20 protein-coding genes are annotated in these 24,330 nt (G+C 69.2%); 15 read left to right on the forward strand and 5 right to left on the reverse strand.

The genetic code is table 11. The annotated features are described in order from the left end of the window. Positions 1–419: 419 nt before the first annotated feature. Complete coding sequence (locus tag E8A74_RS48915; RefSeq protein WP_136936081.1) at positions 420–1,973, reverse strand: hypothetical protein; 1,554 nt, start codon at positions 1,971–1,973, stop codon at positions 420–422. Between the two features lie 134 nt (positions 1,974–2,107). Between E8A74_RS48915 and cysK the strand changes: the two genes are divergently transcribed. The 5 genes from cysK (at position 2,108) to E8A74_RS48940 (ending at position 7,256) form a co-directional block, all read left to right on the forward strand. After that, positions 2,108–3,091 carry a cysteine synthase A gene (gene cysK, locus E8A74_RS48920; protein ID WP_136936082.1) on the forward strand — a complete coding sequence of 328 codons (984 nt, stop codon included), beginning with the start codon at positions 2,108–2,110 and terminating at the stop codon, positions 3,089–3,091. Positions 3,092–3,146: 55 nt separating this feature from the next. Beyond that, the gene (locus E8A74_RS48925) at positions 3,147–4,115 is read left to right on the forward strand and encodes a serine O-acetyltransferase (RefSeq protein ID WP_136936083.1); all 969 of its coding nucleotides are present in this window, start codon (positions 3,147–3,149) and stop codon (positions 4,113–4,115) included. A gap of 86 nt (positions 4,116–4,201) precedes the next feature. Further along, positions 4,202–5,098 carry a DUF1295 domain-containing protein gene (locus E8A74_RS48930; RefSeq protein ID WP_136936084.1) on the forward strand — a complete coding sequence of 299 codons (897 nt, stop codon included), beginning with the start codon at positions 4,202–4,204 and terminating at the stop codon, positions 5,096–5,098. Positions 5,099–5,106: 8 nt separating this feature from the next. Continuing rightward, positions 5,107–5,907 carry a glucose 1-dehydrogenase gene (locus tag E8A74_RS48935; RefSeq protein WP_136936085.1) on the forward strand — a complete coding sequence of 267 codons (801 nt, stop codon included), beginning with the start codon at positions 5,107–5,109 and terminating at the stop codon, positions 5,905–5,907. A 182-nt stretch (positions 5,908–6,089) separates the two neighbouring features. Beyond that, positions 6,090–7,256, forward strand: coding sequence for a PAS domain S-box protein (locus E8A74_RS48940; RefSeq protein ID WP_136936086.1), 1,167 nt, complete (start codon positions 6,090–6,092; stop codon positions 7,254–7,256). A 5-nt stretch (positions 7,257–7,261) separates the two neighbouring features. Here E8A74_RS48940 and E8A74_RS48945 read toward each other — a convergent pair whose 3' ends face one another. The 3 genes from E8A74_RS48945 to E8A74_RS48955 all read right to left on the reverse strand — a co-directional run bounded on the left by E8A74_RS48945 (position 7,262) and on the right by E8A74_RS48955 (position 15,481). Next, positions 7,262–12,964, reverse strand: coding sequence for a sensor histidine kinase (locus tag E8A74_RS48945; RefSeq protein ID WP_136936087.1), 5,703 nt, complete (start codon positions 12,962–12,964; stop codon positions 7,262–7,264). A 289-nt stretch (positions 12,965–13,253) separates the two neighbouring features. Beyond that, positions 13,254–14,843 (reverse strand): SDR family oxidoreductase, encoded by a 1,590-nt coding sequence (locus E8A74_RS48950; RefSeq protein WP_136936088.1) that lies wholly within the window; start codon positions 14,841–14,843, stop codon positions 13,254–13,256. Beyond that, a complete protein-coding gene (locus E8A74_RS48955; RefSeq protein WP_170229960.1) occupies positions 14,843–15,481 on the reverse strand; it encodes a hypothetical protein in 639 nt (212 codons plus the stop codon). Before E8A74_RS48955 ends, E8A74_RS48950 begins: the two co-directional genes overlap by 1 nt. A gap of 161 nt (positions 15,482–15,642) precedes the next feature. Between E8A74_RS48955 and E8A74_RS53610 the strand changes: the two genes are divergently transcribed. Genes E8A74_RS53610 through ybaK form a run of 5 tightly spaced genes read left to right on the forward strand, consistent with a single transcriptional unit; the run spans position 15,643 to position 18,065 of the window. Next, positions 15,643–16,002, forward strand: a complete 360-nt coding sequence (locus E8A74_RS53610; protein WP_170229961.1) for a DnaJ family domain-containing protein — start codon at positions 15,643–15,645, stop codon at positions 16,000–16,002. Between the two features lie 52 nt (positions 16,003–16,054). Beyond that, positions 16,055–16,273 (forward strand): addiction module protein, encoded by a 219-nt coding sequence (locus E8A74_RS48965; protein WP_136936091.1) that lies wholly within the window; start codon positions 16,055–16,057, stop codon positions 16,271–16,273. Continuing rightward, positions 16,270–16,569: a type II toxin-antitoxin system RelE/ParE family toxin gene (locus tag E8A74_RS48970; RefSeq protein ID WP_136936092.1), complete on the forward strand. Its 300-nt coding sequence runs from the start codon at positions 16,270–16,272 to the stop codon at positions 16,567–16,569. The genes E8A74_RS48965 and E8A74_RS48970 overlap by 4 nt, the downstream gene beginning before the upstream one ends. Before the next feature lie 19 nt (positions 16,570–16,588). Continuing rightward, positions 16,589–17,548, forward strand: a complete 960-nt coding sequence (locus E8A74_RS48975; protein ID WP_136936093.1) for a PLP-dependent cysteine synthase family protein — start codon at positions 16,589–16,591, stop codon at positions 17,546–17,548. Between the two features lie 43 nt (positions 17,549–17,591). Continuing rightward, a complete protein-coding gene (gene ybaK, locus E8A74_RS48980; protein ID WP_136936094.1) occupies positions 17,592–18,065 on the forward strand; it encodes a Cys-tRNA(Pro) deacylase in 474 nt (157 codons plus the stop codon). 68 nt (positions 18,066–18,133) lie between these two features. On the opposite strand, the gene E8A74_RS48985 is transcribed toward ybaK, so the two are convergent. Further along, positions 18,134–19,723, reverse strand: a complete 1,590-nt coding sequence (locus tag E8A74_RS48985; protein ID WP_136936095.1) for a serine/threonine-protein kinase — start codon at positions 19,721–19,723, stop codon at positions 18,134–18,136. A 136-nt stretch (positions 19,724–19,859) separates the two neighbouring features. Between E8A74_RS48985 and E8A74_RS48990 the strand changes: the two genes are divergently transcribed. The 5 genes from E8A74_RS48990 to E8A74_RS54430 form a co-directional block, all read left to right on the forward strand. Then, positions 19,860–20,660, forward strand: coding sequence for a crotonase/enoyl-CoA hydratase family protein (locus E8A74_RS48990; RefSeq protein ID WP_136936096.1), 801 nt, complete (start codon positions 19,860–19,862; stop codon positions 20,658–20,660). A 139-nt stretch (positions 20,661–20,799) separates the two neighbouring features. Then, entirely contained in the window at positions 20,800–22,230 is a 1,431-nt protein-coding gene (locus E8A74_RS48995) for a PAS domain-containing protein (protein WP_136936097.1), read from the forward strand. 68 nt (positions 22,231–22,298) lie between these two features. Beyond that, positions 22,299–23,162 (forward strand): Crp/Fnr family transcriptional regulator, encoded by an 864-nt coding sequence (locus E8A74_RS49000; RefSeq protein WP_136936098.1) that lies wholly within the window; start codon positions 22,299–22,301, stop codon positions 23,160–23,162. Positions 23,163–23,199: 37 nt separating this feature from the next. Continuing rightward, positions 23,200–24,039 (forward strand): 2-oxo acid dehydrogenase subunit E2, encoded by an 840-nt coding sequence (locus tag E8A74_RS49005; protein WP_136936099.1) that lies wholly within the window; start codon positions 23,200–23,202, stop codon positions 24,037–24,039. An 81-nt stretch (positions 24,040–24,120) separates the two neighbouring features. Next, positions 24,121–24,330: hypothetical protein (locus E8A74_RS54430; RefSeq protein ID WP_211365637.1), on the forward strand; the 210-nt coding region annotated here is incomplete at its 3' end.

Below are 24,330 nucleotides of genomic sequence, written 5' to 3' on the forward strand. Positions count from 1 at the left end.
CCTGTGCCCACGCTTCCGCCGACGAGGCCACCTCTGCATCCAACATCTCCCTCGCTAAATGTCGTCAGAGGGGGGGAATGTACCGATCGGAGATGGAACCAATGCTCAGGGCACGGCCTGGACCGGGGTCGATGAACTGCGCGATGCGCAGTTCATCGAACAGCCAGGGGCAAGACCGGCGACGACCCTGCCAACCAAAGCAGCAGGGCTGACGCTTCAACGGGCAACGTGCCCGTCGCCCGCGTGAAACCCACCTCCACGGTCTTGCCACCGGCCCGTTGGAAGAACTGCGCACCGCGCAGTTCTTCCAGCCTCGGTCCAGGCCGTGCCTGGTCAGGGTCGAGGGGCGGATAGCCCCCGCGGGGTCCGGGGCGGCGCCCCGGCGCGACCCCCCGCGAACCCCCCTTCCGCAGGTCCCCTCAGGGCCAGTCGACGTCCTTCTTGACAAGCGGATCGTGGCAGAACACGCGGGGCGTCATCTTCGGGGTCGCCTCGGCGAACGCCTTCACGATCGCCTCGGCCTGCTCGATGTTCGTGGCCTTCGCGCCCACGAAGAGGCTCCGGCCGTCGTCTTCCACCACGAGCTTCGCCCCGTCGAACTTCTTGCCCTCGAACGACTTTTTCACCGCGGGGAACTCCTTCGGGATCGGCGCCGCGCTCGGCCCGATCGAGAAGAGGTGGGCGTAGGGTTTTACGCAAAGCGGCGTCGCGGGGTAACGGAAGTTCGAGGTGAGCGTGGCCTGGACCTCCTTCTCGGAGGGCATGACCACGGGTTTGTCCACCTTCGTCGAGCGAAGCAGGTACCGCGTGCTGCCCGCCCTGCCGTAGACCCACACGTCGCTCGTGGTGCGCGCGTACACGGCCCCGGGCTCGAAGCCCTCCAGCTTCTTCGGCAGCGCCACGGCCTCCCACGTACCCCCGGGCTTCTTGGTGTACAAACCATCCTTCGAAGCGGCCAGGAACGCGCCGCCCTCGATCACGATGAAGTCGTTGATCTCCTTCTCGGACGGCGCCTTTTCGAGCGCCCACGCCTTGCCGTCCCAGTGCGCGAAGTACGGCGCTCCGCCCGCATTGCCGAACACCCATACGTCCGTCGCGGAGACGGCCACGAGGCCGCCGATCTTGAGCGAGCCCGAGGCCGGCGCGGGGAGCGGCTCCACCGTGCCGCGCACCTTCTTCGCTTCCCAGCGCTCGACCATCGGCGCGCCCTTTCCGCCTCCGTCCTGGCACTCGTAGCCCGCCGCGAAGGCTTCGCCCGTGGGCGTGCCCGTGAAGACGTAGGGCTCGGTCGAGCTCATCTTCACCTTGCAGCTCTTGTCGTCCTCGGGCGGCGTATCCCTCGGCGCCTCCTCGGCGCCCTCGCCCTCACCGACCGGCGCCGCTTTTTTCGCGGCCGTGGGCGCCGGGAGGACGCCGCCCTTGCCGCCGACGAGGGCCATCCGAATGTCGTTCGAGGGCATTGCAATGGCGAGGACGACGTTGTCGCCGATCGTCGCGATGCCGTGCACGATCTCGCCCTCGCGGAGGATCGATTGTGGCTCCCAGCGGCCGCCGAGGGAGTCGAACCATTTGTAGACCTTGGCCTTGAGGTCCTCGTCGACCGCCCCGATCCAGGCGGACTTCGGCCACTCGCCGCCGATGCCGTACGAGGGCTCGCCCTTCTTGAGGCCCTTCATGAACGCCGGATCCTGCACGAGCGGCCCCTCGCCGAGGGGAAGATGGAGATTCGACACGGAGAGGAGCGCGCCGCCCCCCATCGCCGTGATCGCGATGGCGTCCGGCGCTTCGAGCACGATCGAATACGCGCTCGTCTCCGCAGGCGCAGCGGCGGCGCTCGCCGCGGGCGTGGGCGCCGCCGCCGAGGTCGCCGCGGGCGCGGCCGAGCCTGCCGGCGCGGGCACCGAATCCGACGATTTTCCGCAGGCGGAGAGGAGGAGCGCGGAGACCGGGACGAGCAAGCGTATCTTGTGCATGGGTTTTCTGGGTTATGAGCCGTACGGCGGGCGCCTTCGCGCGTCAAGTGAGGGGGGCGCGCGTCCGCTTCCTTCGTACCCTTCGTGCGGAGAGAACTCCCGGATCGCGGCGAGCGTGGTAGAGTCCGCGCCCCATGGCGCGTATCTACGAAGACAACTCACGCAGCATCGGGCGCACGCCCCTCGTCAAGATCAACCGCCTCACGGCGGGCGTGCGCGCGACCGTGCTGGCCAAGGTCGAAGGCCGAAACCCCGCCTACTCGGTCAAATGCCGCATCGGCGCCGCGATGGTGTGGGACGCCGAGGAGCGCGGCGCCCTCCGCCCCGGCATGTCGATCGTCGAGGCCACGAGCGGCAACACCGGCATCGCGCTCGCGTTCGCCGCAGCCTCGCGCGGGTATCCGTGCGTGCTGACGATGCCCGAGACGATGAGCATGGAGCGGCGCAAGGTGCTGGTCGCGCTCGGCGCGCAGATCATCCTGACGCCCGGCCCGCTCGGCATGAAGGGCGCCATCGCCCGCGCCGAGGAGCTCGCCGCGACGCAGCCCGACAAGTACGTGCTGATGAAGCAGTTCGAGAACCCGGCGAACCCCGCCATCCACGAGAAGACCACGGGCCCCGAGATCTGGGAGGACACCGACGGCGAGGTCGACGTCCTCGTCAGCGGCGTCGGCACGGGCGGCACGATCACCGGCGTCTCGCGGTACATCAAGCAAATGAAGGGCAAGAAGATCGTGACCGTCGCGGTCGAGCCCACGCACTCGCCCGTCATCACGCAGACGATCGCGGGGCAAGAGGTCAAGCCGTCGCCGCACAAGATCCAGGGGATCGGCGCGGGGTTCGTCCCGCGAAACCTCGATCTCTCGCTCGTGGATCGGGTGGAGACGGTGACGAACGACGAGTCGATCGCCATGGCGCGCAGGCTCGCGCGCGAGGAGGGCATCCTCGCCGGTATCTCGTGCGGGGCGGCGATGGTCGCGGCGCTCCGGCTCGCGGGTGATCCCGCGTTCGAGGGCAAGACGATCGTGGCCGTCCTGCCGGACGCCGGCGAGCGTTACCTCTCGACCGCGCTCTTCGAGGGCATGTTCGAGGCCGTGGAAAAGGCGACGGCCACGTGAAAGAGGGGGTTCGGGGGCGTAGCTCGGCTCGCCGAGCAGAGCCCCTGAGCGCTACATGATGGGCGATCCGGAAAACGGCCTCGGCAACGTGGTGGACGGGCTGATCGCGAGCTACGGGCGCGATCGGCGCGGCCACTACATCGGCAAAAAATTCCTGCCCTCCCGCGAGGAGATCTTCGAGATCATCGAGCTCCTCTTCCAGGTCTTCTACCCCGGGTATTACGGGCGTCAGGACCTGACGGAGGGCAACCTTCGTTACCACGTCGTCACGCTCGTCTCGACGCTGCGTGAGAAGCTCGCGACGCAAATCGAGAAATGCCTCTGCTGGGCCGGCGAGTCGGAGCGCGACCCCGCGGAGGAAAAAGAGGCCGGCGGCTGCGCCGAGTACGGCCGGCACATCGCGTGCCGGCTGCTCAGCCGTCTGTCCGAGATCCGCGACACGCTCCTGCTCGACGTGCAGGCGGCGTACGACGGAGATCCGGCGGCGGGCAGCCTGGACGAGGTCATCCTTTCGTACCCGGGCCTGCTCGCCATCACGGTGCATCGCGTGGCGCACGAGCTCTACGTGCTCGGCGTGCCGCTCATGCCGCGCATCATGAGCGAGTGGGCCCATTCTCGCAGCGGCGCGGACATCCACCCCGGCGCGACCGTCGGCGAGAGCTTCTTCATCGATCACGCGACGGGCGTCGTGATCGGCGAGACGAGCCACATCGGCGGCCACGTGAAGATCTACCAGGGCGTGACGCTCGGCGCGATGTCGCACCCGAAGGACGAGCGAGGCCGCGTCATTCGCGACACGAAGCGCCATCCGACGGTCGAGGACGCCGTCACGCTCTACGCGAACGCGACGGTGCTCGGCGGCCAGACCGTGGTGGGGCAAGGCAGCGTCGTCGGCGGCTCGGTCTTTTTGACGCGGGGCATCCCGAAGCGCTCGCGTGTCGCCGTCAAACCCCCGGAGACCCGCGTCATCGCCGCGGGCAGCCAGCCCGGGGACGATGAGTATCCGGCCGATTTCGAGATCTGAAGCCTGCTGACCTCTGGTCCCGCGCCGGCGGTCTCGCTATAGGGGACCGCCCGGCTCGCCCGGGCGAGTTTGCCGGAGGAGGCGACATGAGCAAAGCCGGGAATCGTGCCCGGGATTTCGGGATCGTCACGCTCGCCTACGTCGCGGGCACCGTCGTGGGATGGCTGGTGTACCGCGCGGTCGCGCCGGGGCATTCGTCGATCGTGGCCTTTGCCGCGGCAGACGCGGCGGCGACGGTCGTGGTCTTCGTGGCGAGCGTGCTGTGCAACAATTCGAGCCTGTACGATGCGTACTGGAGCGTCGCGCCGATGGTGATCGCGCCGGCGATTGCGATGTCGCCGGAGGCAGCGGGCGCGCCGATGTCGCGGCGCATCTTGGTCACGGCGCTCGTGCTCGCGTGGGGCGCGCGGCTCACGTGGAACTGGGCGCGCGGCTGGCATGGGCTCGGCCATGAGGATTTTCGGTACGTGGATCTGCGCCGCTCGATGGGGCGGGCGTACTGGCTCGTGAGCTTCCTGGGCCTCCACTTCATGCCGACGGTCTGCGTGTTCCTCGGCTGTTTGTCCCTCTTCCCGGCCCTCGGCACGGGGACGCAGCCGCTCTCGTGGCTCGACGCGGCGGCCTTCGTGGTGACGACCGGCGCGATCGTGCTGGAGACGCGCGCCGACGCGGAGCTCCGCGCGTTCCGGCTCCGGAACGACGGGCCGGGGCGGATCCTCGATACGGGCGTGTGGGCGTATTGCCGCCACCCGAACTACCTCGGCGAAATCACGTTCTGGTGGGGGCTTTTCCTCTTCGCCCTCGCCGCGGATCCGGGCATCCGGTATCCGCTCGTCGGGCCCGCCTGGATCACCTGCCTGTTCGTGTTCGTCAGCATCCCATTGATGGACAAACGCTCCGTGGCGCGCAGGCCCGGATATGCCGATCACATGAACCGCGTGCCGGCGCTCTTCCCGCGCCTGCCGAGGAAAGCCAAGGGGTAGATGAGACCATGATCCTCGATGTTTTCCGGATGAACGACAAGGTCGCGATCGTCACGGGCGCGAGCCGTGGGATCGGGCGTGGCGCCGCGATTGCGCTGGCCGAGGCGGGGGCCGACGTGGTGCTCGCGGCGCGGCGCGTGGACGTGCTGGAGGAGGCCGCGCGGGAGGTCCGCGCGCGCGGGCGGCGGGCGCTCGTGGTGCCGACGGACGTGACGGCGGGCGCGGAGCTCGACCGGCTGCTCGCCCGCGCGCTCGAGGAGTTCGGCCGGCTCGACGTGCTCGTCAACAATGCGGGCGGGTATCCGCCGAGGATCGCGATCGCGCTGTCGAACGAGGAGATGCTCGCGTCGTACCAATTCAACGTCGTCTCGGCGCTGCACCTCTCCCGGATCGCCGCGCCGCACCTCGCGCGGACGCGCGGCGCAATCGTGAATATCTCGTCCGCGATGAGCCACTGCGTGGACACGGGCTTCGTCGCCTACGGGGCCGCGAAGGCCGCGCTGAACCACATGACGCGTCTGCTCGCCCACGAATGGGCGCCGCGGGTGCGCGTCAACGCGCTGGCCGTGGGCGCGACGATGACGGACGCGCTCGAAGCATTCGTCGGGGCCGGCGACCTGCTGGACAAGATGACGGCGAAAACGCCCATGGGCCGCCTCGCCACGCCCGAAGACATCGCGGCTTCGGTCCTTTTCCTGGCCTCGCCCGCGTCCTCGTGGATCACGGGGAAAATCCTGGAGGTCGACGGCGGCACGCACGCGAGCACGTGGCCCTACCCGATGCCGGGTGGGCTCGACGACATCCCGTAACGAAAGCGAGCGAGCAGGCGGCCGTGACGGCCCACATCAAAATGCGTCAATGAAACAACGCGTGTTCCGCGACACGAATGCCGTGTCGCGGGGGCGGCGACGAGCCTTGCGTGGCTGGAAGCCCTCCTGTAACGTACCGTGGCCGCCTGTACTGGTGAAACGCGGGCGGCGCACGAACCACCATGCCGGACGCCGCGGAACCCCTGCTTGCGAACGAGATCCTGGATACCTCCCCGACATTCGTGGTCGGAATCGATGCATGCGGTCGTACGGTGTACATGAATGGCACGATGCTCGGCGCGCTCGGGTATACACGCGACGAGGTCATCGGCCAGGATTACGCGGCGATGTTCGTCCCGGTGCGTGATCACGAGGTGCTCCGGAGGATCTTCGGGGAGCTCGTGTCGTCGCGCGGGACGACGTACAATGAAAACCGGGTCATCACCCGGAGCGGCCGCGAGCTGCTCGTCGAGTGGCATGGAAGGCCGGTCTACGACGACGACGGCGTGTTCAAGTATTTCTATGGCGTCGGTATCGACGTCACAGGGCAAAAGCGCATTCGCGAGGCGCTCTACCGCTCGCAGCAGCGGCTCGCGCTCCACTTTCATCAAGCGCCGCTCGGCATGATCGAGTGGGACACCGATTTCCGCGCCGCGGACTGGAACCCGGCGGCGGAGTCGATCTTCGGCTGGCACCGCGAGGAGGCCATGGGCCGTTACGGCCAGGAGCTCATGGTGCCCCCGGAGACCCGCCCCTACGTGGCCGACATCTGGGAGCAGATCAAGCAGGCCAAGGGGCCGGTGCGCGCCCGCAATGAGAACATCACCAAGGACGGCCGGCGCATCACGTGCGAATGGACGAATACGTCGCTCGTCGACGAGGAGGGCCAGGTCGTCGGCGTCGCCTCGCTCGTGAACGACGTGACCGATCGCGTGAAGGAGGAGGAGGAGATGCGCGAGCGAGCGCGCGCGCAGGCCGCCACCATCGAGGAGCTCTCGGCGCCGGTCCTCGATCTCTGGGACGGCGTGCTCGCGATGCCGGTCGTCGGCGGGATCGACGCCACGCGCGCGACCCGCATGACGGAGAGCCTGCTCGATGCGATCGTGCGGAGCAGCGCGCGCTTTGCAATCCTCGATTTGACGGGCGCGTCGACGATGGACGCCTCGATTGCCTCGCACCTCGGCGACATGGTCCGCGCGACCGGCCTCATCGGCAGCGAATGCCTGGTCTCGGGCCTCGGGCCGGGAATGGCGCGCACGCTCGTCGAGCTTGGCGTGCCGTTCTCCGTCAAGACGTTCGGCTCGCTCCGCGCTGCCCTCCGCCACGCCATCCGAGCGGCGCGGGTCTAAGCGAGCTACGCCGACGCCCCGCCCTCGTCGTTGTGCCTGGGCGCATCGCTCCACGGCGCAGGGCGGCCGACACGAGGGAGTTCGAGGGTGAACGACGATCCGACTCCCGGCTGGCTCTGGACCCGGAGCGAGCCTCCGTGCGCTTCCGCGATCCGGCGGCTGAGGTACAGACCGAGCCCCAGCCCGCCGTAATTCTCGGAGGCGGCGCGCTCGAAGCACTCGAAGATGCGCTCCTGCCGCGCCGGGTCGATGCCGATCCCGTGATCCTCGACCACGATCCGCGCGAGCCCGCCCTCCTCGCCCCAGACAACCTCGATGGGCTTGCCGGCCCCGAACTTGATCGCATTCGAGAGGAGGTTCGTCAGGATCTGCTCGATGCGGTCCGGATCCCAATGGCCGACGACCTGGGGGCCGTCCTGGATGTGGACCGAGCACCGCGCTTGTGAGAGCTCCGGCTTGAGCTGGTCGAGCGCATGGCGGAAGAGGGTCGCGAGGTCGACGTTCTCGGGCTCGAGCGGGAGCCGGCCCCCGTGGAGCTGCGAGACGTCCACGAGGGCCTTGTTCAGCCGGGCCAGGCGTGTCCCCTGACGCAGGGCCCGCTCGACCAGCTTGGCCATCGCCTGCATCTCGCTCGACCGGCTTCCCCGGATGGACCGGTCGAGCGATTGCAGCGTGAGTCGGAGCGACGTCACCGGCGTATTCAGCTCGTGCGAGGCCACGGTGAGGAACTCGTCCCGCACGCGGATGGCGTCCCGGGCCTTGCAATAGAGCCGCGCGTTGTCGATCGCCATCGCGGCCCGGTGCGCGACCTCCTCGACCAGCGCGAGATCGGCGCGCACGTAGCGGCGTCCCGGCGCGCCCGAGACGACGCTCAGCGCCCCGAGCGTTTGTCCATGCGCCACGAGTGGCACAATCATGGAGCTCCGTGCCCCGAGCGCGAGGCTGACCTTCAGATGCTCTTCGTTGACGACCAAGCCTCGTATGACGTCGTCGGAGAGCTCGGGCACGAGGAGCGGCGCCCCCGTCCGCAGGACCCTCGACGCCCCGTGGGGTGAATCCCAGCGAGGGGGATACCGCCGCTGGAGCTCCTCGAGCAGCGACGCCTTCGTGGGGTCCTTGTGTGCGCCGGCGATGCGTCGGATTTCTCCGCCTTCCACGATGTCGATCACGCACCAGTCGGAAATCGATTGCACGCACAGCCTGGCGAGGCGCGCGAGCGTCTCCTGGTAATCGAGCGACTCCGACAGGACCGCGCCAGCCTCGGCGAGGAACATGGCGCGGCGCTCCGCCGCCTCGGCCGCCGCCCGCGCCGCCTGCTCCTTCCGGAGGAGCTGCGCCTTCTCCAGGGAAATCGCTGCCTGCGTGGCGAGGAGCGAGAGGGCCACGAGCCTGTCGGGCGTGAACGCGCCGGCGAGGAGGTTATTCTCCAGATAGAGCAGACCCACCACCTCGGTCTGCTGAAGAATGGGCAAGCAGAGGAGCGACCTCGGCTTCACGCGCGCGAGGTAGGGATCCGATGCGTATTTCGCGGCCTCGGCCGCGTCGTCCAGGATCACGCGCTCCTTCGTCCGCAGAGCGTAGGTGACGATCGAGACGGGCACCAGCGACGACGAGAGCCGCTGCGATTCCAGGAGCTTCGTCGCCACGTCTCCTCCCTCGAACGACGCCTCCGCCTCGATCGAAGCCCCCTCCTCCAGGCACAGGACCAGACAGCCGCGTTGCGCGCCGCCCTGCTCGAGCACCACCGTGAGCAGCGTACGCAGGAGCTTGTCGAGGACGATCTCGCCCGAGAGGGTCTGCGAGGCCTTCGTCACCGAGAGCAGGTCGAGCAGCTCCGGCCGAAGCGCCAAGGTGGCAGCCGGAGAAAGGGGCCTCGAGGGGAGCAGACGAGGATACATCTGGTCGATCTGCTCGACTTTGCGTTCCGCGCCCCAGCAAGCATAACAAGCGCGGGCGTCGCGGAGGTACATGTCGGCGATCCTGCCGAATCCTCGTGCTCGGTAAAACCGCGACGCCAGCTCGTGGGCGAGCCCTTCATTGTGGACGAAGCCCTGGTCGTGGGCCGAGCGGATGGCGTCCTCGTAGAGGCGCTCGGCGTCGAGGTCGCGGCCTTCGATGCGGGCGATCTCGGCGGCCACGAGCGCCGCCCGGTTCTCGAAGTTGTCGGGGCAGTTCTCCGCCCAACGCTCGAGTTTCTCGTGGTGGGTGACGAGGGCCTTCAGGTGCCGGGGTCGCTCCTCGACGGGTACCGTGCTATAGCAGGCCGCCCGCGCGATGGCGCCATAGAAATGATATTCGGCCATCTCGAAGTGGGAGGGCGACGTCCAGAGGAGCGGCTCGGCCTTCGATGCGGCCTCGATGGCGGAAGCGAAATCGTTCGCATAAAAACGCGCTTGAAGCTTGCGGATCCAGTACCAGCACGTGGCGGTCGCCAGGCGCGGATCCGCCTCCAGGTGCTGCTCGAACCGGCCCTCGTCGAACTCGGTATCGTTGAAGGAGGAGAAGCTCGGTGTCAGGCCCACGAGCGTGCGGATGAGCCTGAGCTGCCCGGTGAGGATGTCGGCGATGAGCCCGAAACCTGTCTTCCGCGCGAACGCGAGCCCCTTCTCGGCCTCTCGCTGCACGTCGCCGAGCGGATCTCCGGAGGCGAGGAGGTGCGTGGTCAGGTCGAAGAAGCTGTACGCCGCATAGGTGAGGTCCCCAGTCTCGAGCGCCGTGTCGAACACGCGCCGCAGCAGCGCGCGGCCGTCTCGCAGGTGCCTCGTCCAGGGAAGGACCACGGACCCGACGCACACGTAGACGCGGGCCTTGAACCGGCTCCGCTCCTGCTTCTCGACCAGGTCGGAGCCGAGCTTTCCGAAGCGGAACCCGGCCTGGTAATCGCCGAAATGCGGCCCGAGGATCATGCCGAGGTGGGCATAAGCGAGGCTCGATGCCTCGCTATTGCCATGCTCCAGGCTGAGGTTCACCATCCGGCAAATGACGAGGCAGAGCAGATTCTCGTCGGTGAACAAGGCGGGGGGAATGGCCCGCGTGAGGACGTCGAGGGTCGCGCGAAAGGCCGGATCGCTCATCGAGGGCAGGTCGACGAGGTCCTCGATCGAGCGGCCACCGAGCTGTCGCCCGAGCCGCCCGTATTCCTGCTGCACGTCGTCCTTCGTCGGATGCGGCGACCACGCGACACCGACGCGCCGGAGGTATTCGAGGCCCACTTCGACGCTGCGGTCGCTTCGATCCAGGGTCGTGTAGAGATCCATGCGCAGACAAGCGACCGCGGCTGCGTCGACGAGATTCTTTGCGCGGCGCGAGAGCAAGGAGAACCGCTCCTCCGCCGCCGAGAGCTCGCCGGTGAGCAGCTCGCACTCGGCTCGGTGCAGCTCGAGCGCGAAGGTGAGCTCGTAGCGCCGATCCCACCTGTCCTCGGGCAGGAGCGTCGATCCAACGGAGAAATAACGCTTCGCCGAGGCGTAGGCCGTCGACGCCTTGGCGCGCTTGCCCGCGAGGAGATTGAGCTCGGCCACCCGCTCGCGCTCCTCCCGCGACGGGATCAGCGCGGCGCCGCGATCGAGCTGGTTCACGATCTCGAAGAGCTTCCCCTCGAGCTCCTCGGGCTGCGCGTGCGACGAGAGCAGCCTGCCGATCTCGAGGTGGACCGCCGCCCGCTCGCCTTCGGGGATGAGCGAATAGGCCGCCTCCTGGACGCGGTCGTGGGGAAACTTGTACGTGTCGCCCAGGCGGAGGACGAGCCCGGCACGAACGGCCTCCCGGAGATCCGCGCGCGAAGCCTCCTCCGAGCAATCGAGGACCTTCGCGAGGACGAGGGCCTCGGCCGTGTTCCCCAGACAAGCGAGCATGCGCAGCGCTCCCTGGGTGCTCGCAGGCAACCGCGCGAGCTTGCCGACCACCAGGTCGACCACGTTGTCGGTGAAGCCTTTCTCGCGGGCCTTCTCCACGTCCCACTGAAAGGCCCCCACGCGCGCATCGAATTCGATCAGGCGCTCTTCGTGGAGCGTGGCGAGGAACTGGATCGCAAAAAATGGATTGCCGGCCGTCTTCTCGTGGATGAGGTCCGCCAGCGGGGTGACGTCTTCGCGGCGGCAGTGGAGCGCATCGCCGACGAGCGCGGCGAGTTGCTCTCGGGAGAGCGGGCGGAGCACGATCTCCGAGACGCGTGCGCCCTCCTTCCGCACCTTGTCGAGCGTAACCACGAGCGGGTGGGTGGAGCTCACTTCATGGTCTCGGTAGGCGCCGATCACGAGGAGAGAGCCCGTTTCCGGGTGGGTCACCAGATCCGCGAAGAGCTCGAGGCTCGCCGGATCGGCCCACTGGAGATCGTCGAGGAAGAGCGCGAGGGGGGACTCCCTCCGGGCGAACACCCCGATGAAATGCCGGAAGACGATGCGAAACCGGTGCTGCGCCTCGATCGGCGACAGCTCGGCGACCGGCGGTTGCCTGCCGATGACGAGCTCGACCTGCGGGATCACGTCCACGATGAGCTGTGCGTTGATCCCGAGGGCCTCCAGGAGCCGCTCGCGGAGAAGAGCGAGCCGCTCCTCGCTTTCGGCGAGGATCTCGAGCACGAGCCCCCGGACGGCCTGGACGATCGTGGAATACGGGATGTCGCGCTCGTATTGGTCGAACTTTCCCGAAAGGAAGAAGCCCCGCGCGCGGACGATCGGCTTTTCGAGCTCCTGAACCAGCGCGGACTTTCCGATGCCGGCGTATCCCGAGACCAGAACGAGCTCGGGAGATCCCGTGCCGACCACGCGCTCGATCCCCTGCAGCAGCGCGGCGATCTGCTCCTCGCGGCCATAAAGCTTCTCGGGAATCTCCAGGCGGCCCGAGACGTCGTGCTCGGCCAAGGCGAACGGCGCGAGCCTGCCTTGGGCGCGCCATTCGGAGAGGCACCGCGCGAGGTCATGCGCGAGGCCCCGAGCGGTCTGGTAACGATCGTCCGCCATCTTGGCGAGGAGCTTCATGACGATCGCGGAGAGGATCTCGGGCAGCTCCGGGACCCACGCTCGGGGCGGGGGCGGGTTGCGGGCGACGTGGCAATGCACCCATTCGAGCGGGTCCTCGGCCTCGAAGGGCAGGCGCCCGGTGAGCATTTCGTACAACGTCACGCCCAGCGCATAGAGGTCGGCGCGGCTGTCGATCGCCCGGTTCATCCGCCCCGTTTGCTCCGGCGAGAGGTACGGCAGCGTGCCCTCGATGAGGCTCGGGCTCTGGGCCGCCTGGGGCTCGCGGGAGGGGCTGACCGCGAGCCCGAAGTCGGCGAGCTTGACCTGGCCGGTGGCCATGTTGACGAAGATGTTCTGGGGTTTCAGATCTTTATGGATGATGCCACGCTGGTGGAGTTCCCCGACGGCCGCCGCGATACGCACCGCGAGATCGAGGAACTCCTCGAGCGGCAAGGGCGCGCCGAGGACGTGGTCGAGCGACTGACCACCAAAATCCTCCAGCACGAGCGCCGGCATTCCCTCGTGCGTCGCGAGCGCGAGCGGCTTGACGATGGTCGGCAGATCGAGCTGCCTGCCCATCTCGTACTCCCGCTTCAAGCGCTCGAGATCGCGCGGGCGGCTGCGCCTCGGGTCGAGCACCTTCAGGATCACGGGGAGGTGATCGGCCGTCCGGACCCCGCGGAGCACAAGGGTGCCCCTGCCCTCGTGAAGTGTCTGCATGATCTCGAACGGGGACGCGTCCTTCATGGGAAAGCTCGCCGCCCGGAGCGGGCGTCAGGCAAGGGGCGCGCAGGAATGGGCCCACCCATGACTTGCGATCGGCAGCCCCCCTAAACCCCCATAGCATGGAACCAGCGCTCCTGGCGCGCCCTCGTGGCGAAGGACGGCTCCACACGCGGTCGGTCGTGTCACACCCAACGCCAGACGGGCCACGGCGTATGACCCCGCTCACCAGCCAGAACGCTCGCACCTCTCCGCGAGGCCGCGCGGTCGGCGCGCGGCGTGCGCGTCCCCGCGGATCAACGGCCGGGCGCCGTCACCAGGGCGTCGGCTTGTAGTCCTTGAAGAATTGCCCGAACGCGTGGGTGCCCGTGGCCATCCCCTCGAAGATCGGGTCCACGATCCGGGCCGCCCCGTCCACGATGTCGAGCGGCGGGTGGAAGCCGTGGATCGATTGCTTGCGCGCCGCGATCTCCGCGGGATCCTCGTCCGTCACCCAGCCCGTATCCACGCTGTTGATGTGGATGCCGTCCTTCACGTAATCCGGAGACGAGGTGCGCGTCAGCATGTTCAGCGCCGCCTTGGCCATGTTCGTGTGCGGGTGTTTGTCGGTCTTGTGCTCGCGGTAGAATTGCCCCTCCATCGCCGAGACATTGACGATGTGTTTGTCGCGCGAGGGGTGCCGCGTCATGAGGCCCTTCAGCTTGCTGCTCAGCACGAACGGGGCAATGGCATTGACGAGGTGCACTTCGAGGAGCTCGATCGTGGGCACCTCCGCGAGCGCGAGGCGCCAGCTATTCTTGTCGCGCAGATCGATCTGCTGGAGGTCCGCGTCGAGCGCGCCGCGGGGGAAGAGATCGACCCGGCCGCGCAGCGCGTGATCCTCGGCCGTCAGCGGGATCTGCGAGAGCGCGGCGGAGCCCTCGAACAAGGCGAGCGAGCCCGCGCGCGGGGCGAGCGCGACCTCGTTGGCCTGGGCGAGCGCTCGTTGCGCGGCGCGCTCGGCCTCGTGGCTCGCGACGAGGCGGGCCGCCTCGGGGGGCAATCGATCGGGGGATTGCAGCTCGGTGTCGAGCAGGTGCTCGTAAAAGCCCGGCGGCCTGCGCACGGTCTGGCAGGCATTGTGGATGATGAAATCGAGCCGCGGCAGGTGGCCTTCGAGGAACCGCGCGAACCGCTCGACGCTCGGGGTGAGGCGCAGGTCGAGGCCGTGAATTTCGAGCCTTTCGGCCCAGGCCTCGTAATCGCTCTCGCGGGCGTACCGGAGCGCGGCGTCGTGGGGGAACCGCGTGGTCACGACGACCCGCGCGCCGGCGCGGAGGAGGAGGATCGCGGCCTGGTAGCCGATCTTCACGCGCGCGCCGGTCACGAGCGCGACGCGGCCCCGGAGGTCGGCCGTCTGCGTGCGTTTCTGATAATTGAGCTCGGCGCAGGGCGGGCAGAGCTGATCGTAGAAGAAATGGATCTTCCGGAACTCGGCTTTGCAGACGTAACACTTGCGCGCGTCGCTGAGCTCGGCGGGCGGCGGGGTCTCCGCGGGGCCCGGCAAGGCGCCGAAGCTCGGCGGCGGGGTCTGGAAGACGGTCGCGCGGCGGCCCGCGCGAATGCCGGTCGCGTCGAGCAGCGCCGCATCCTCGGCCTTCACGGCGAGGCGATCCTTACGGCGGAGCGCCTTCGCGAGCCGGCGTTGCTCGGCGCGATCGGGCCGTGAGACCCGCCCGGCCGCTTCGAGCAGCCGCACGCGCGCCTCGCGCGGCACGTCCGCGAGCACGGCCCGGTCGCGCACCACGGCTTCGAGCACGTCGAGGGCGACGCGGAGATCGTCGTCGGAAAAAGGAGCCTGCTCGGGGGCTTTCGGCTCGTGGTCTTCCTGTTCGTCCTGTTCGTCCGCGATATCGTCGATCATCAATGGAATGCGAGGCCGAAGAGCTGGCCGTCGAGAGGGATGGGCGCCTTGATGGCGCAGATGAGCCCGAGATCCAGGCCGTACGGCGTCCCCTCGGAGAAGGCGCTGACGGGGACGCCGATCCGGAAGGCCGCGGAGAAGAAGCCAATGGAGACGAAAGGCGAGGCGTGGAGGCCGATCGTGGTGGCGCGGTTGCCGTAGCCTTCTTCGAGGTACGCGCCGAGCTCGGCGCCGAACATCATGAAGTTGATCTGCGGGCCGAACGCCCAGCGGCCGTGCGTGAACCCGACGGACTGCGCCTGCGCGAAGGCGCCGAGGCCAAACGCGAACGCCTCGACGGGGTAACGCACGTACGAGAGCTCGAAGCCGAGGGCGCCGGAGATGGTGCCGTCGGTGTGGCCCGTGATGCCGAAGAGCGGCCCGAGGCCGACGAAGTTCTTGGCCTGGCGCAGGTTCCCCCGGCTCGGGGTGGGCTCAGGCGCGGGCGCAGCCGTGGAGGGCTCTTCGGCCAAGGCCGCCACGCTCGTGGTGACGCCGAGGGCGACCGCGGCAAACGAGCAAACGAGCCGGACGAGGCGAGGTGGCCCGAGCCGCCTGCCCGAGGATGGACGAGGAGCGTCCCCAGCGCTGTGGCGCATCGCGGCGGAGCATACATGGATCACGGGCGCTGACCAGCCGCTTCGGAGGTCTGCGCTTCGGCTCGCCCGGCGGGCGCGTCCGGAACGGCTACGGGGGGCTTGACCCGCGCGCAAGCGCCCCCACGACGTGCGCGGGGGGTGGCCGAACAAGGAGACGAGGCGTGCGTTCCAGGGATTTTCATGTGCTCGTGGAGGCGCGGATCCGGGAGGCGGAGGCGCGGGGCGCGTTCGAGGACCTGCCGGGCAAGGGCAAGCCGATGCCCGCGGACGACCTCGCCGGCCTGCCCGAGGAGGACCGCATGGCCGCGCGGATCCAGCGCATCGCGGGGAGCGCGCCGGAGGAGGTAGAGCTCTTGCGGGACATCGCGGCGCTGCGCGAGCGGCTCGCGGGCTGCAAACACGAGAAAGAACGAGCGAAGCTGACGGAGGCGCTCGGCGCGAAGACGACGCGGCTCGCGATCTTGTTCGAGGCGTCGGGGCGGAACGTGCTCGTGCACAGCAAGCTGACGGAGCCGCGGTGAGGCCTGGTTTGCCGGGGCTCCCCACGCGCTGTCCTTGGGGTAGAGTCTTCGCATGAACCTGACCGAGCTGGAGATCGAAGCGCTGAAGCTCGACCCCGCGGACCGAGCGCGCCTCGCCGAGAGGCTCCTCGAGAGCCTGGAGACGCTCTCCGAGCAGGAGAACCAGGTCGTCTGGGCCGAAGAGGCGGCGCGGCGCGACGCGGACTTCGACGCCGCGAAGGGTCGCTCGGCCGAGGATGTCCTCCGGGACGTGCGGTCACGCTTCGCATGACGTTTCCGGTCGTCTTTCACGCGCTCGCGGAGCGCGAGCTGAACGACGCCGCAGCGTACTACTACGCGCAGGAGCGCCCGGGCCTCGGCGAAGCCTTCCTCGCTGAAGTCGAACGCGTGCTCGGCATCCTCGCGGAGAAACCTCTGGCGGGTACGGCAGTGCGCGAGGACATTCGGCAGTGGAGGCTCCGCCGGTTTCCCTACGCAATCATTTACAGACCTCGCGAGGACCACATCCGCATCCTGGCCCTCGCGGCGCACAAGCGACGGCCGACCTACTGGCACGGACGTAGCTGATCGAGCTAGCCTGCGCCCCATGGTCCGACGCTCGATGAAGGCCTGGCTCGCGCGGCTCGCGGCGGGCACGCCCACGGTCCCGCTCCGGGACGAGGAGACGGGGTGTACCCTCTGGATCAAGCTCGAGTACATGCTCCCGAGCGGCTCCACGAAGGACCGCATCGCGAGCTTCATCCTCGGCTGCGCGGTCGAGCGCGGGGCGCTGCGGGACGACAGCATCGTCGTCGAGGCGTCGAGCGGCTCGACGTCGATCTCCTTCGCCATGGCCTGCGCCATGATCGGCGTGCGATTCCGCGCGGTCATGCCCGAGGGCGTGAGCGGCGAGCGTTTGCTCATCATCCGTCGTTATGGCGGCGAGGTCGTCCTCACGCCGCAGAAGCTCGGCGTGCTCGGGGCGATCGAAGAGACGCGCCGCATGGCCGAAGAGGACACGCGTGTCTTCTGGCCGCGGCAATTCGAGAATCCCCAGAATGCCCTCGCCCACCAGCGCACCACGGGCCCCGAGCTCATCGCCCAGGTCGGCACCACGATCCACGGGTTCGTCGCCGGCGTCGGGACCGGCGGGACGCTCATGGGCATCGCGCGGGCGCTCCTCGAGTCGGGGCAAAAGGCGGTCATCGGCAGGCCTCGGCCCGAGCGGGGCGTGTGTTTCGAGGGGCAGCCGGAGATCTGCGGCGGGATCCCGGGCGTCGTGGACGGGCTCTCGCAGATCCTCGACGAGGAGGCCGTGGGTGGCGTGGTCTCGCTCCCGGTCCCCGACGCGGAGGCCATTCGCGCGGCGCGGGATCTCGTGGCGCAAGGGTTCCCGGTGGGCCCGTCGAGCGGGCTCAACCTGGCCGGCGCGCGCAGGCTCGCGCGCAAACTCGGGCCGGGGCACGACATCGCGACGGTGCTTTGTGATCGGATGGAGCGTTATTTCTCGACCGATATGTTCCGGGACCTGTCGGGGGCCGAGGCCGCCGGGGGTTTGGGGGCGTAGCTCGGCTCGTCCGAGCGCAGCCCCCAAGCGTTGAAAGCGTGCGATGAAAACGAACGCGGTGAGGTTGCTCGATACGCTCGGCATTGCCTACGAGCTCCGCGCGTACGAGGTCGATCCCGAGGATCTCCGTGCCGGGACCGTGGCCGAGAAGATCGGCTTGCCCGTGGAGCAGGTCTGGAAGACCCTGGTTTGTCGAGGGGATCGGACGGGCGTGCTCATGGCCGTGCTCGCCGGGAACGAGGAGCTCGATCTGAAGGCGCTCGCGCGGGCCACGGGCGATCGCAAGGTGGATACGGTGTCGCTGAAGGAGGTCCAGCCGCTCACGGGCTACGTGCGCGGCGGCGTGACGGCGATCGGCGGCAAAAAGGACTATTTTGTCGTCGTCGACGAGACGATCGAGCTGCACGACGTGGTGTCCGTCTCAGCAGGCATGCGGGGGCTGCAAATCCTCCTCGCGCCGACCGATTACGTGCGGGTGGTGAAAGGCACGCTCGCGCCGATCGCCCGGAGCGTGTAGGACACCGACCTCCGCCTCCAGGACACCGACCCCCGCCTCCAGGACACCGACCCCCGCCTCCAGGACACCTACCGGGTCAAATGGCGCAGCAGGCGCGCGAGGGCGAGCAGCGCCCCGGCGCCGATGAGGATCGCGGCGACATAGGACAACCGGAGCGGCCCGAGCCCCACGCGCTCGCCTCCGAGCCAGAGCCATCCCGCGATCTGGTCGAGCACGCGGATGAGGACCCCCGCGCCGGCCAGCACGACCGGGCCGCCCAGCATGCTGCGGACGTCGGGCGCAGGCTCGTTCGACACGCTCGGGAGGGGCTCGCGCGGGAGGGGCTCACGCGGGACCGCCGACACGCGCGGCTTCGGCACCGAGGAGACGCGCGAGCTCGGCGGCGACGCCGGCGGATCGAGGCGCACGGCCGGCATCGACGTGCTCGATCGGCGCTGCGGCGCGCTCGGGCCGCTCGCGCCCCAGTCGACGTCGATCGCCGCCGCGTCCCGGGCGCGGACCGACGGCGCGGGCGGCTCGGGGAAACGCGAGATGCGGCCCCCGCCCTCGGCCGGGCTGTCGGCGAGCATCGTGGAGGCGACGTCGAGGCTCGCGGGCGGCACGGAGACGGCGCGCATCGAGCCCGATGAGCGGCGCGAATCGCCTTGAGGCGCCTCGATCGCCGGCGCCCGCGTGATCCCGGACCGATGCCCCGTGGGCACGGAGAGGCGCGGCCCTGTGCCGAGGGCTTGCTCCACCTCGTCCCAAAATGCGCCGGCGCTCCCGGGGCGCTCGCGCGGATCGACGGCGAGCGCGCGGCGGAAGACGGCTTCGAGCGCGTCGGGCACGGCGATGCCCTCGTTCCGCGGCGTGGGCCTTCGTTTCTCGTCGAGCACGGTCCCCATGATCGCCACCGCGTCGCCGTCGATCACCACGCGGCCGGCGATGGTCTCCAGGAACGCGAGCGCGAGGCCCCAGACGTCGGTCCACGGGCCGGTCGTGCCGAACCGCTTCGGCGCCCACTGCTCCGGCGCGCCGTAACGCGGCGTGAAGGCGAGCGGCGTGGCCGTGTCCGCTTGCGTCATCTCGCCGGCCATCACGGAGGCCGCGTCGCGGGCGCGGGCGATGCCGAAATCGAGGATCTTCACGTACTCGGTGCCGTGGACCTCGGCGAGGAAGATGTTCGCGGGCTTGATGTCGCGGTGGACGACGCAGATCGCGCCCTGGGGCCCGGGGAAGTTGTGGGCGATCTCGAGGGCGCGGGCGACGGGCGTGAGCAGGCGCGCGGCTTCGAGGTAGCCGAGCGGCGGCAGGCCGTCCGTGGCGCGCTGGTCGATGAGCGACCAGAGCGTGCGCCCCTCCAGCCACTCGAGCGCGATGAACGGGACGATGAGGCCGCTGTCGAGCGTGATGACGTCGTAATGCAGCGGCCGCACGACCTCCGAGATCGTGGCCGAGAGCCGGAAGAGCATCTCGGCCTCCTCGCGGAATCGTTCGAGGAAGCCGGCGCGCAGGTCCTCCGGGATCGTGGGGATCTTGAGGCACTTCAGCGCGACGGGCGCGCGGAACGCTCCGTGGAGCGCGCGGTAGACGACGCCGAACCCCCCTTCGGCCACCGCCTCTTCGATGGAGAAAGGGCCCTGCGTCGTGCCGGCGATCCCGAAGACGTCCTGGGCCATCGCGCCGAGCATACGACGTCCGAGGCAGCGCGGTGAAGTGGGAGGAGCACGCCGAAATTCTGGCGGTGAATCGGCGGTGGATCGTGCAGCGGATCGTGGCTGACGTACAGCCGACCTCCTCTGCTAGCTTCGCCGCATGAGTGAGTTCGTCTCCCTGGAGATTTCCGAAGCGATCGCGACCGTCACCCTCCTCCGGCCCACGATGCCGCCCGCGCTCTTCGTCGAGCTCGAAGCGCTGTTCGGGCGCCTCGCGGCCGAGAAGGGGCTGCGCGCCGTCGTCGTGCAGTCGACGGCGAAGGCGTTCTCGTTCGGGCTCGATCTGCGCGCGGCGATGGCGGATCTCGGCCCGCACCTCGGAGGCGGGGGCGCGGCCGATCGGATGGAGCTGCTCGGGCTCATCCAGCGCTACCAGCGCGGCTTCGACGCCGTCGCGGCTTGCCCCGTGCCGGTCATCGCGGCCATCCAGGGGCCTTGCATCGGCGGGGGGCTCGATCTCGCGGCGGCGTGTGACATCCGCCTCTCGACGCGCGACGCGTACTTCTCCGTGCGCGAGACGAAGATCGCGATCGTGGCGGATCTCGGGAGCTTGCAGCGGCTGCCGCGGCTGCTCGGCCAGGGGCTCGTGCGGGAGCTCGCGTTCACGGGCAAGGATCTCTCGGCCGAGCGCGCGCTCTCGATCGGCCTCGTGAACGAGCTCTTCGACGACGCGGCGGCGCTGCAGGCCGGGGCGCGCAAGCTCGCGCTGGAGATCGCGGCCAATCCGCCGCTCACGGTGCGCGGCGTCAAAGCGGTGCTCGATCACGGCGAGGGCAAGTCGGTCGCCGACGGGCTCGCCTACGTCGCGGCCTGGAACGCGGCGTTCCTCGCGTCCGAGGACCTCGGCGAGGCGATGGCGTCGTTCATGGAGAAGCGCCCGCCGCGCTTCGCGGGGAAGTAACGAGGGCACGAAAACCGCTCGGTTCTTCATTGCGAGCGGACGAGCAGGGCAGGCACCATGGCCTATGGAGGGGGCCATGCGCATCGCACCGGCTCGAGGTGCCGCGTCATGCGTCCCGGAGGGTGGACGCTTGATGCGCATGGATTTCCCCCGTGCAGAGACGCTCCTTCACGGCTGCCCGACACCTCTCGCGCTCGTGTCGATCTCCGGCGAGATGCTCGCGACGAACGCCGCGTGGGACGCGCGCGTGGGCAGCGGCGCGCTCGACGCGCGTATCCACGAACAGGATCACGCCGCGCTCGCGGAGGCGGAGCGCGCGGCCTTCGGCGCGGAGGCGACGACCTCGCTCGACGTGCGCCTCGCGCGGGAAGAAGGCGAGCGCGCGAGGCTCACGTTCTGGCGGGCGGACGAGCGATCGTTGTGGGTCTCGGCGGAGGTGACGCGCGACGAGGCGGAGGAGCGCAAGGCGCGGATCCTGCTCGACTGCTTCCGCAAGATGGATGCGATCGTCTGGTCGTGCGACGCGGAGGGCAAGGTCCTCGTGTCGGACGGCAAGGGGCTCGCGCTGCTCGGCCTCGCCCCCGGGGCGGCCGTGGGGCAGAGCGTGTTCGAGCTCTACCCGCCGGACTCGAAGGTGCATGCGATCGTCAAACGCGCGCTCGCCGGCGAGACGTTCATCCAAGAGGACGTCACCGAGAAGGCGCACTGGCGGAACGTCTACACGCCGCTCGTCGACGCGAGCGGCGCCGTGAAGGGGCTCCAGTCGTTCGCGGTGCACGACGGCGAGGACCTTCAGCTCTCCAAGAAATCCAAGGCCATCACGGAGTGCGTCGATCGCCTGCCGATCTGCATCTGGGCGTTCGACAAGAAGGGAACGTGCACCCTCTTCGAAGGGGCGCTCGGGCGGCAGATGGGCCGCACGGCGGCGGACCTCGTCGGCAAGAACCTGTTCGAGATCTACCGCGAGAGGCCGGACCTCGTCGGCGACATGCGGCGCGCGCTTTCGGGCGAGGCGTACGTCGTCGAGCGCCCCCTGCGCGACACCCAGCTCCGCATGCGGTACGCGCCGCTGCGGGATCCGTTCGGCGAGGTGATCGGCGCGTGCGCGTCGACCGAGGACGCGACGGAAGAGCTCCGGTTCGAGGCGCAGCTCCGGGCGCAACTCGAGCTCATCGCGTCGCAGAAACAAGCGATCGCCGAGCTAGGCACGCCGATCCTCGAGGTCTGGCAGGACGTGCTCGCGGTGCCCGTCGTGGGCACGCTCGACGCGGCGCGGGCCGAGCAGATGCTCGGGGCGCTGCTCGAAGCCGTCGTCGACAAGCAGGCGAGCTTCGCGCTGCTCGATCTCACGGGCGTGGAGACGGTGGACGCGGCGACGGCGCAGCACCTCGTGCGCGTGGCCTCTGCCGTGCGCCTCCTCGGCTGTGAGGGGATCATCACCGGGATCCGTCCCTCGGTCGCCAAGACGCTCGTCGGGATCGACGTGGACCTCGCGCAGATCCGCACGCTCCAGAGCTTCAAAGACGCGCTGCGCTTCTGCGCGGGGCTCCGCGCGCGGGGCAAGCGCTGACGCCCCTCGCGCGGACGGCACATCCATGCGAGGATGCGCCCCCCGCGCCGCGGCGACAAGGACCAGCCATGACGATGCGACCCGCCGATCTCCACGCGATTCCCCTTTTCGAGGGCATCACCGAGGCCCACCTCGCCGAGCTCATCGAGGGTCTCGAGCGCGTCACGCTCGCGCCCGGCGACGTGCTCTTCGAGGCCGGCACCGAGCCGAAGCACCTGTGGCTCCTGGCCGCGGGCGAGATCGCCCTGGAGCAGGCTGGCGAGGTCCGCTTCCGGCTCGCGCCCATCGCGCCCATCGGCGAGCTCGGCGCGCTGACCGGGCTCTACCGCAACACCCGCGCGGTCGCGACCGAGGCGTCCGAGCTCTACCGCATCGGCGTCGTCGCGCTCCTGCGCTTCTTCGAGAGCCACGGCGACGTCGCGTTCCCCTTTTATCACAACCTGCTCAAAATCGTGGCGCAGAAGGTCCACCGCGATGCGATGCGGCAGGGCGAGATGCGCGCGAACATCATCCGCACGCAGAAGTCCATGAAGGAGCTGCGCGACCGCGTGCTCGAGGCCGAAGAGACGCCGATCAGCCGCGCGGTCTGCGAGACACTCGACACGCTCATCGAGCACAACCGCCGCGTCCACTACATGGTCACGCCGGCCTACGCGCTTTCGACCTCGGTCCGCCTCGACGCGGGCGTGCTCATCCCCGTGAGCGCGATGTCGGACCGGTATCTCGAGCTCGTCTCGTTGCCCGACGCGAAGCTCGGCGACGAGGTGAGCTTCGTTTTGGTGATTCCGAACGGCGAGATCCCGGTGAGCGGCAAGGTGCGGCAGGCGGGCGAGGGCGCGGTGCTCGTCGAGCTCGATCTGCTCATCGACGAGTACGCGAAGAGGCTCAGCGAGCATTTGACGCGTGTGCAGATGCTCGATTTCGTGGTGTAATCGAAGAGGACGGTAACCCACTTCCCCGGGGGACGAGATGAACTCGACGAGGCGCAAGCTCGCCATTGCCACATGGTCCTCGCCGCGCGAGGGCAACATCTACGGCAAGCTGGTCATGGACGCGGGCGAGGCGGTCGCCTACGTCGAGCACCTGCGAAAGACCACCGGGGAAAAGGTCACGGTCGGCCACATCGTCGGCAAGGCCGCGGCGATGGCCATGAAGGCCGCGCCGGGGCTGAACGGCCGCATCGTCCTCGGCAAATACGTGCCGCACGAGACCGTGGACGTCACGTTCCTCGTGGCGCTGGAAGATGGGCGGGACCTCGCGAAGACGAAGATCCCGCGCGCCGACGAGAAATCGGTCGCGGACATCGCGAAGGCGCTGGCCGAGGGCGTGGGCAAGCTGCGCGGCGGCAAGGACGCCGATTTCGAGAAGAGCAAGGGCATCGTGCGGGCGCTGCCCTCGTGGCTGCTCAAGCCCATCCTCTGGACGACGGGGTTTTTGACGGGCTCGCTCGGGGTCGCGGCGTTCGGGCTCGAGCCCTTCCCGTTCGGCTCGTGTATCATCACGAACGTCGGCGCGTTCGGCGTGGACGAGGGATATGCCCCGCCGACGCCGTTCGCGCGGGTGCCGGTGCTCATCCTCGTCGGCGCGGTGCGCGAGCAGCCTGCGGTCGTCGCCGGCAAGATCGTCCCGCGGCCGCTCGTGACCATCACGGCGACGGTGGATCACCGCTTCATCGACGGCGCGCAGCTCGGCCAGCTCGCGAAGGTGCTGCGGAAGGGGTTCGAGGAGCCCTGGACGCTCGACGGCCTCGCGAAGGCCCCGTGGGCCACGAGCGACGCGCCCGAGGCGCACGCGACGAACGGCGGGTGACGCCGGGCCGATTCACCCCCCGAGGCGAACTCGCTGCGATCTCGCAGAGCATCGAACGGTTCGATGCTCTAGTCTGCGCCCATGTGGCGTGGTACCCCTTCCTCCCTTTTCGCACTCCTGACCCTTCCTTTCGCGTTCGTCGCGTGCAGCGACGGAAACGAGCTCGGCGCGGGGGGCTCCTCGGGCACGATAGGCATCGGCAGCACGGGCCCCGGTAGCACCGGCCCCGGGGGCGCGGGCCCGGGCAGCGGCGGCGCGGGCGCAGGCGGCAACGGCGGCGCGGGCGCGGGC

This window comes from Polyangium fumosum (assembly GCF_005144585.1).
Classification (GTDB): domain Bacteria; phylum Myxococcota_A; class Polyangia; order Polyangiales; family Polyangiaceae; genus Polyangium; species Polyangium fumosum.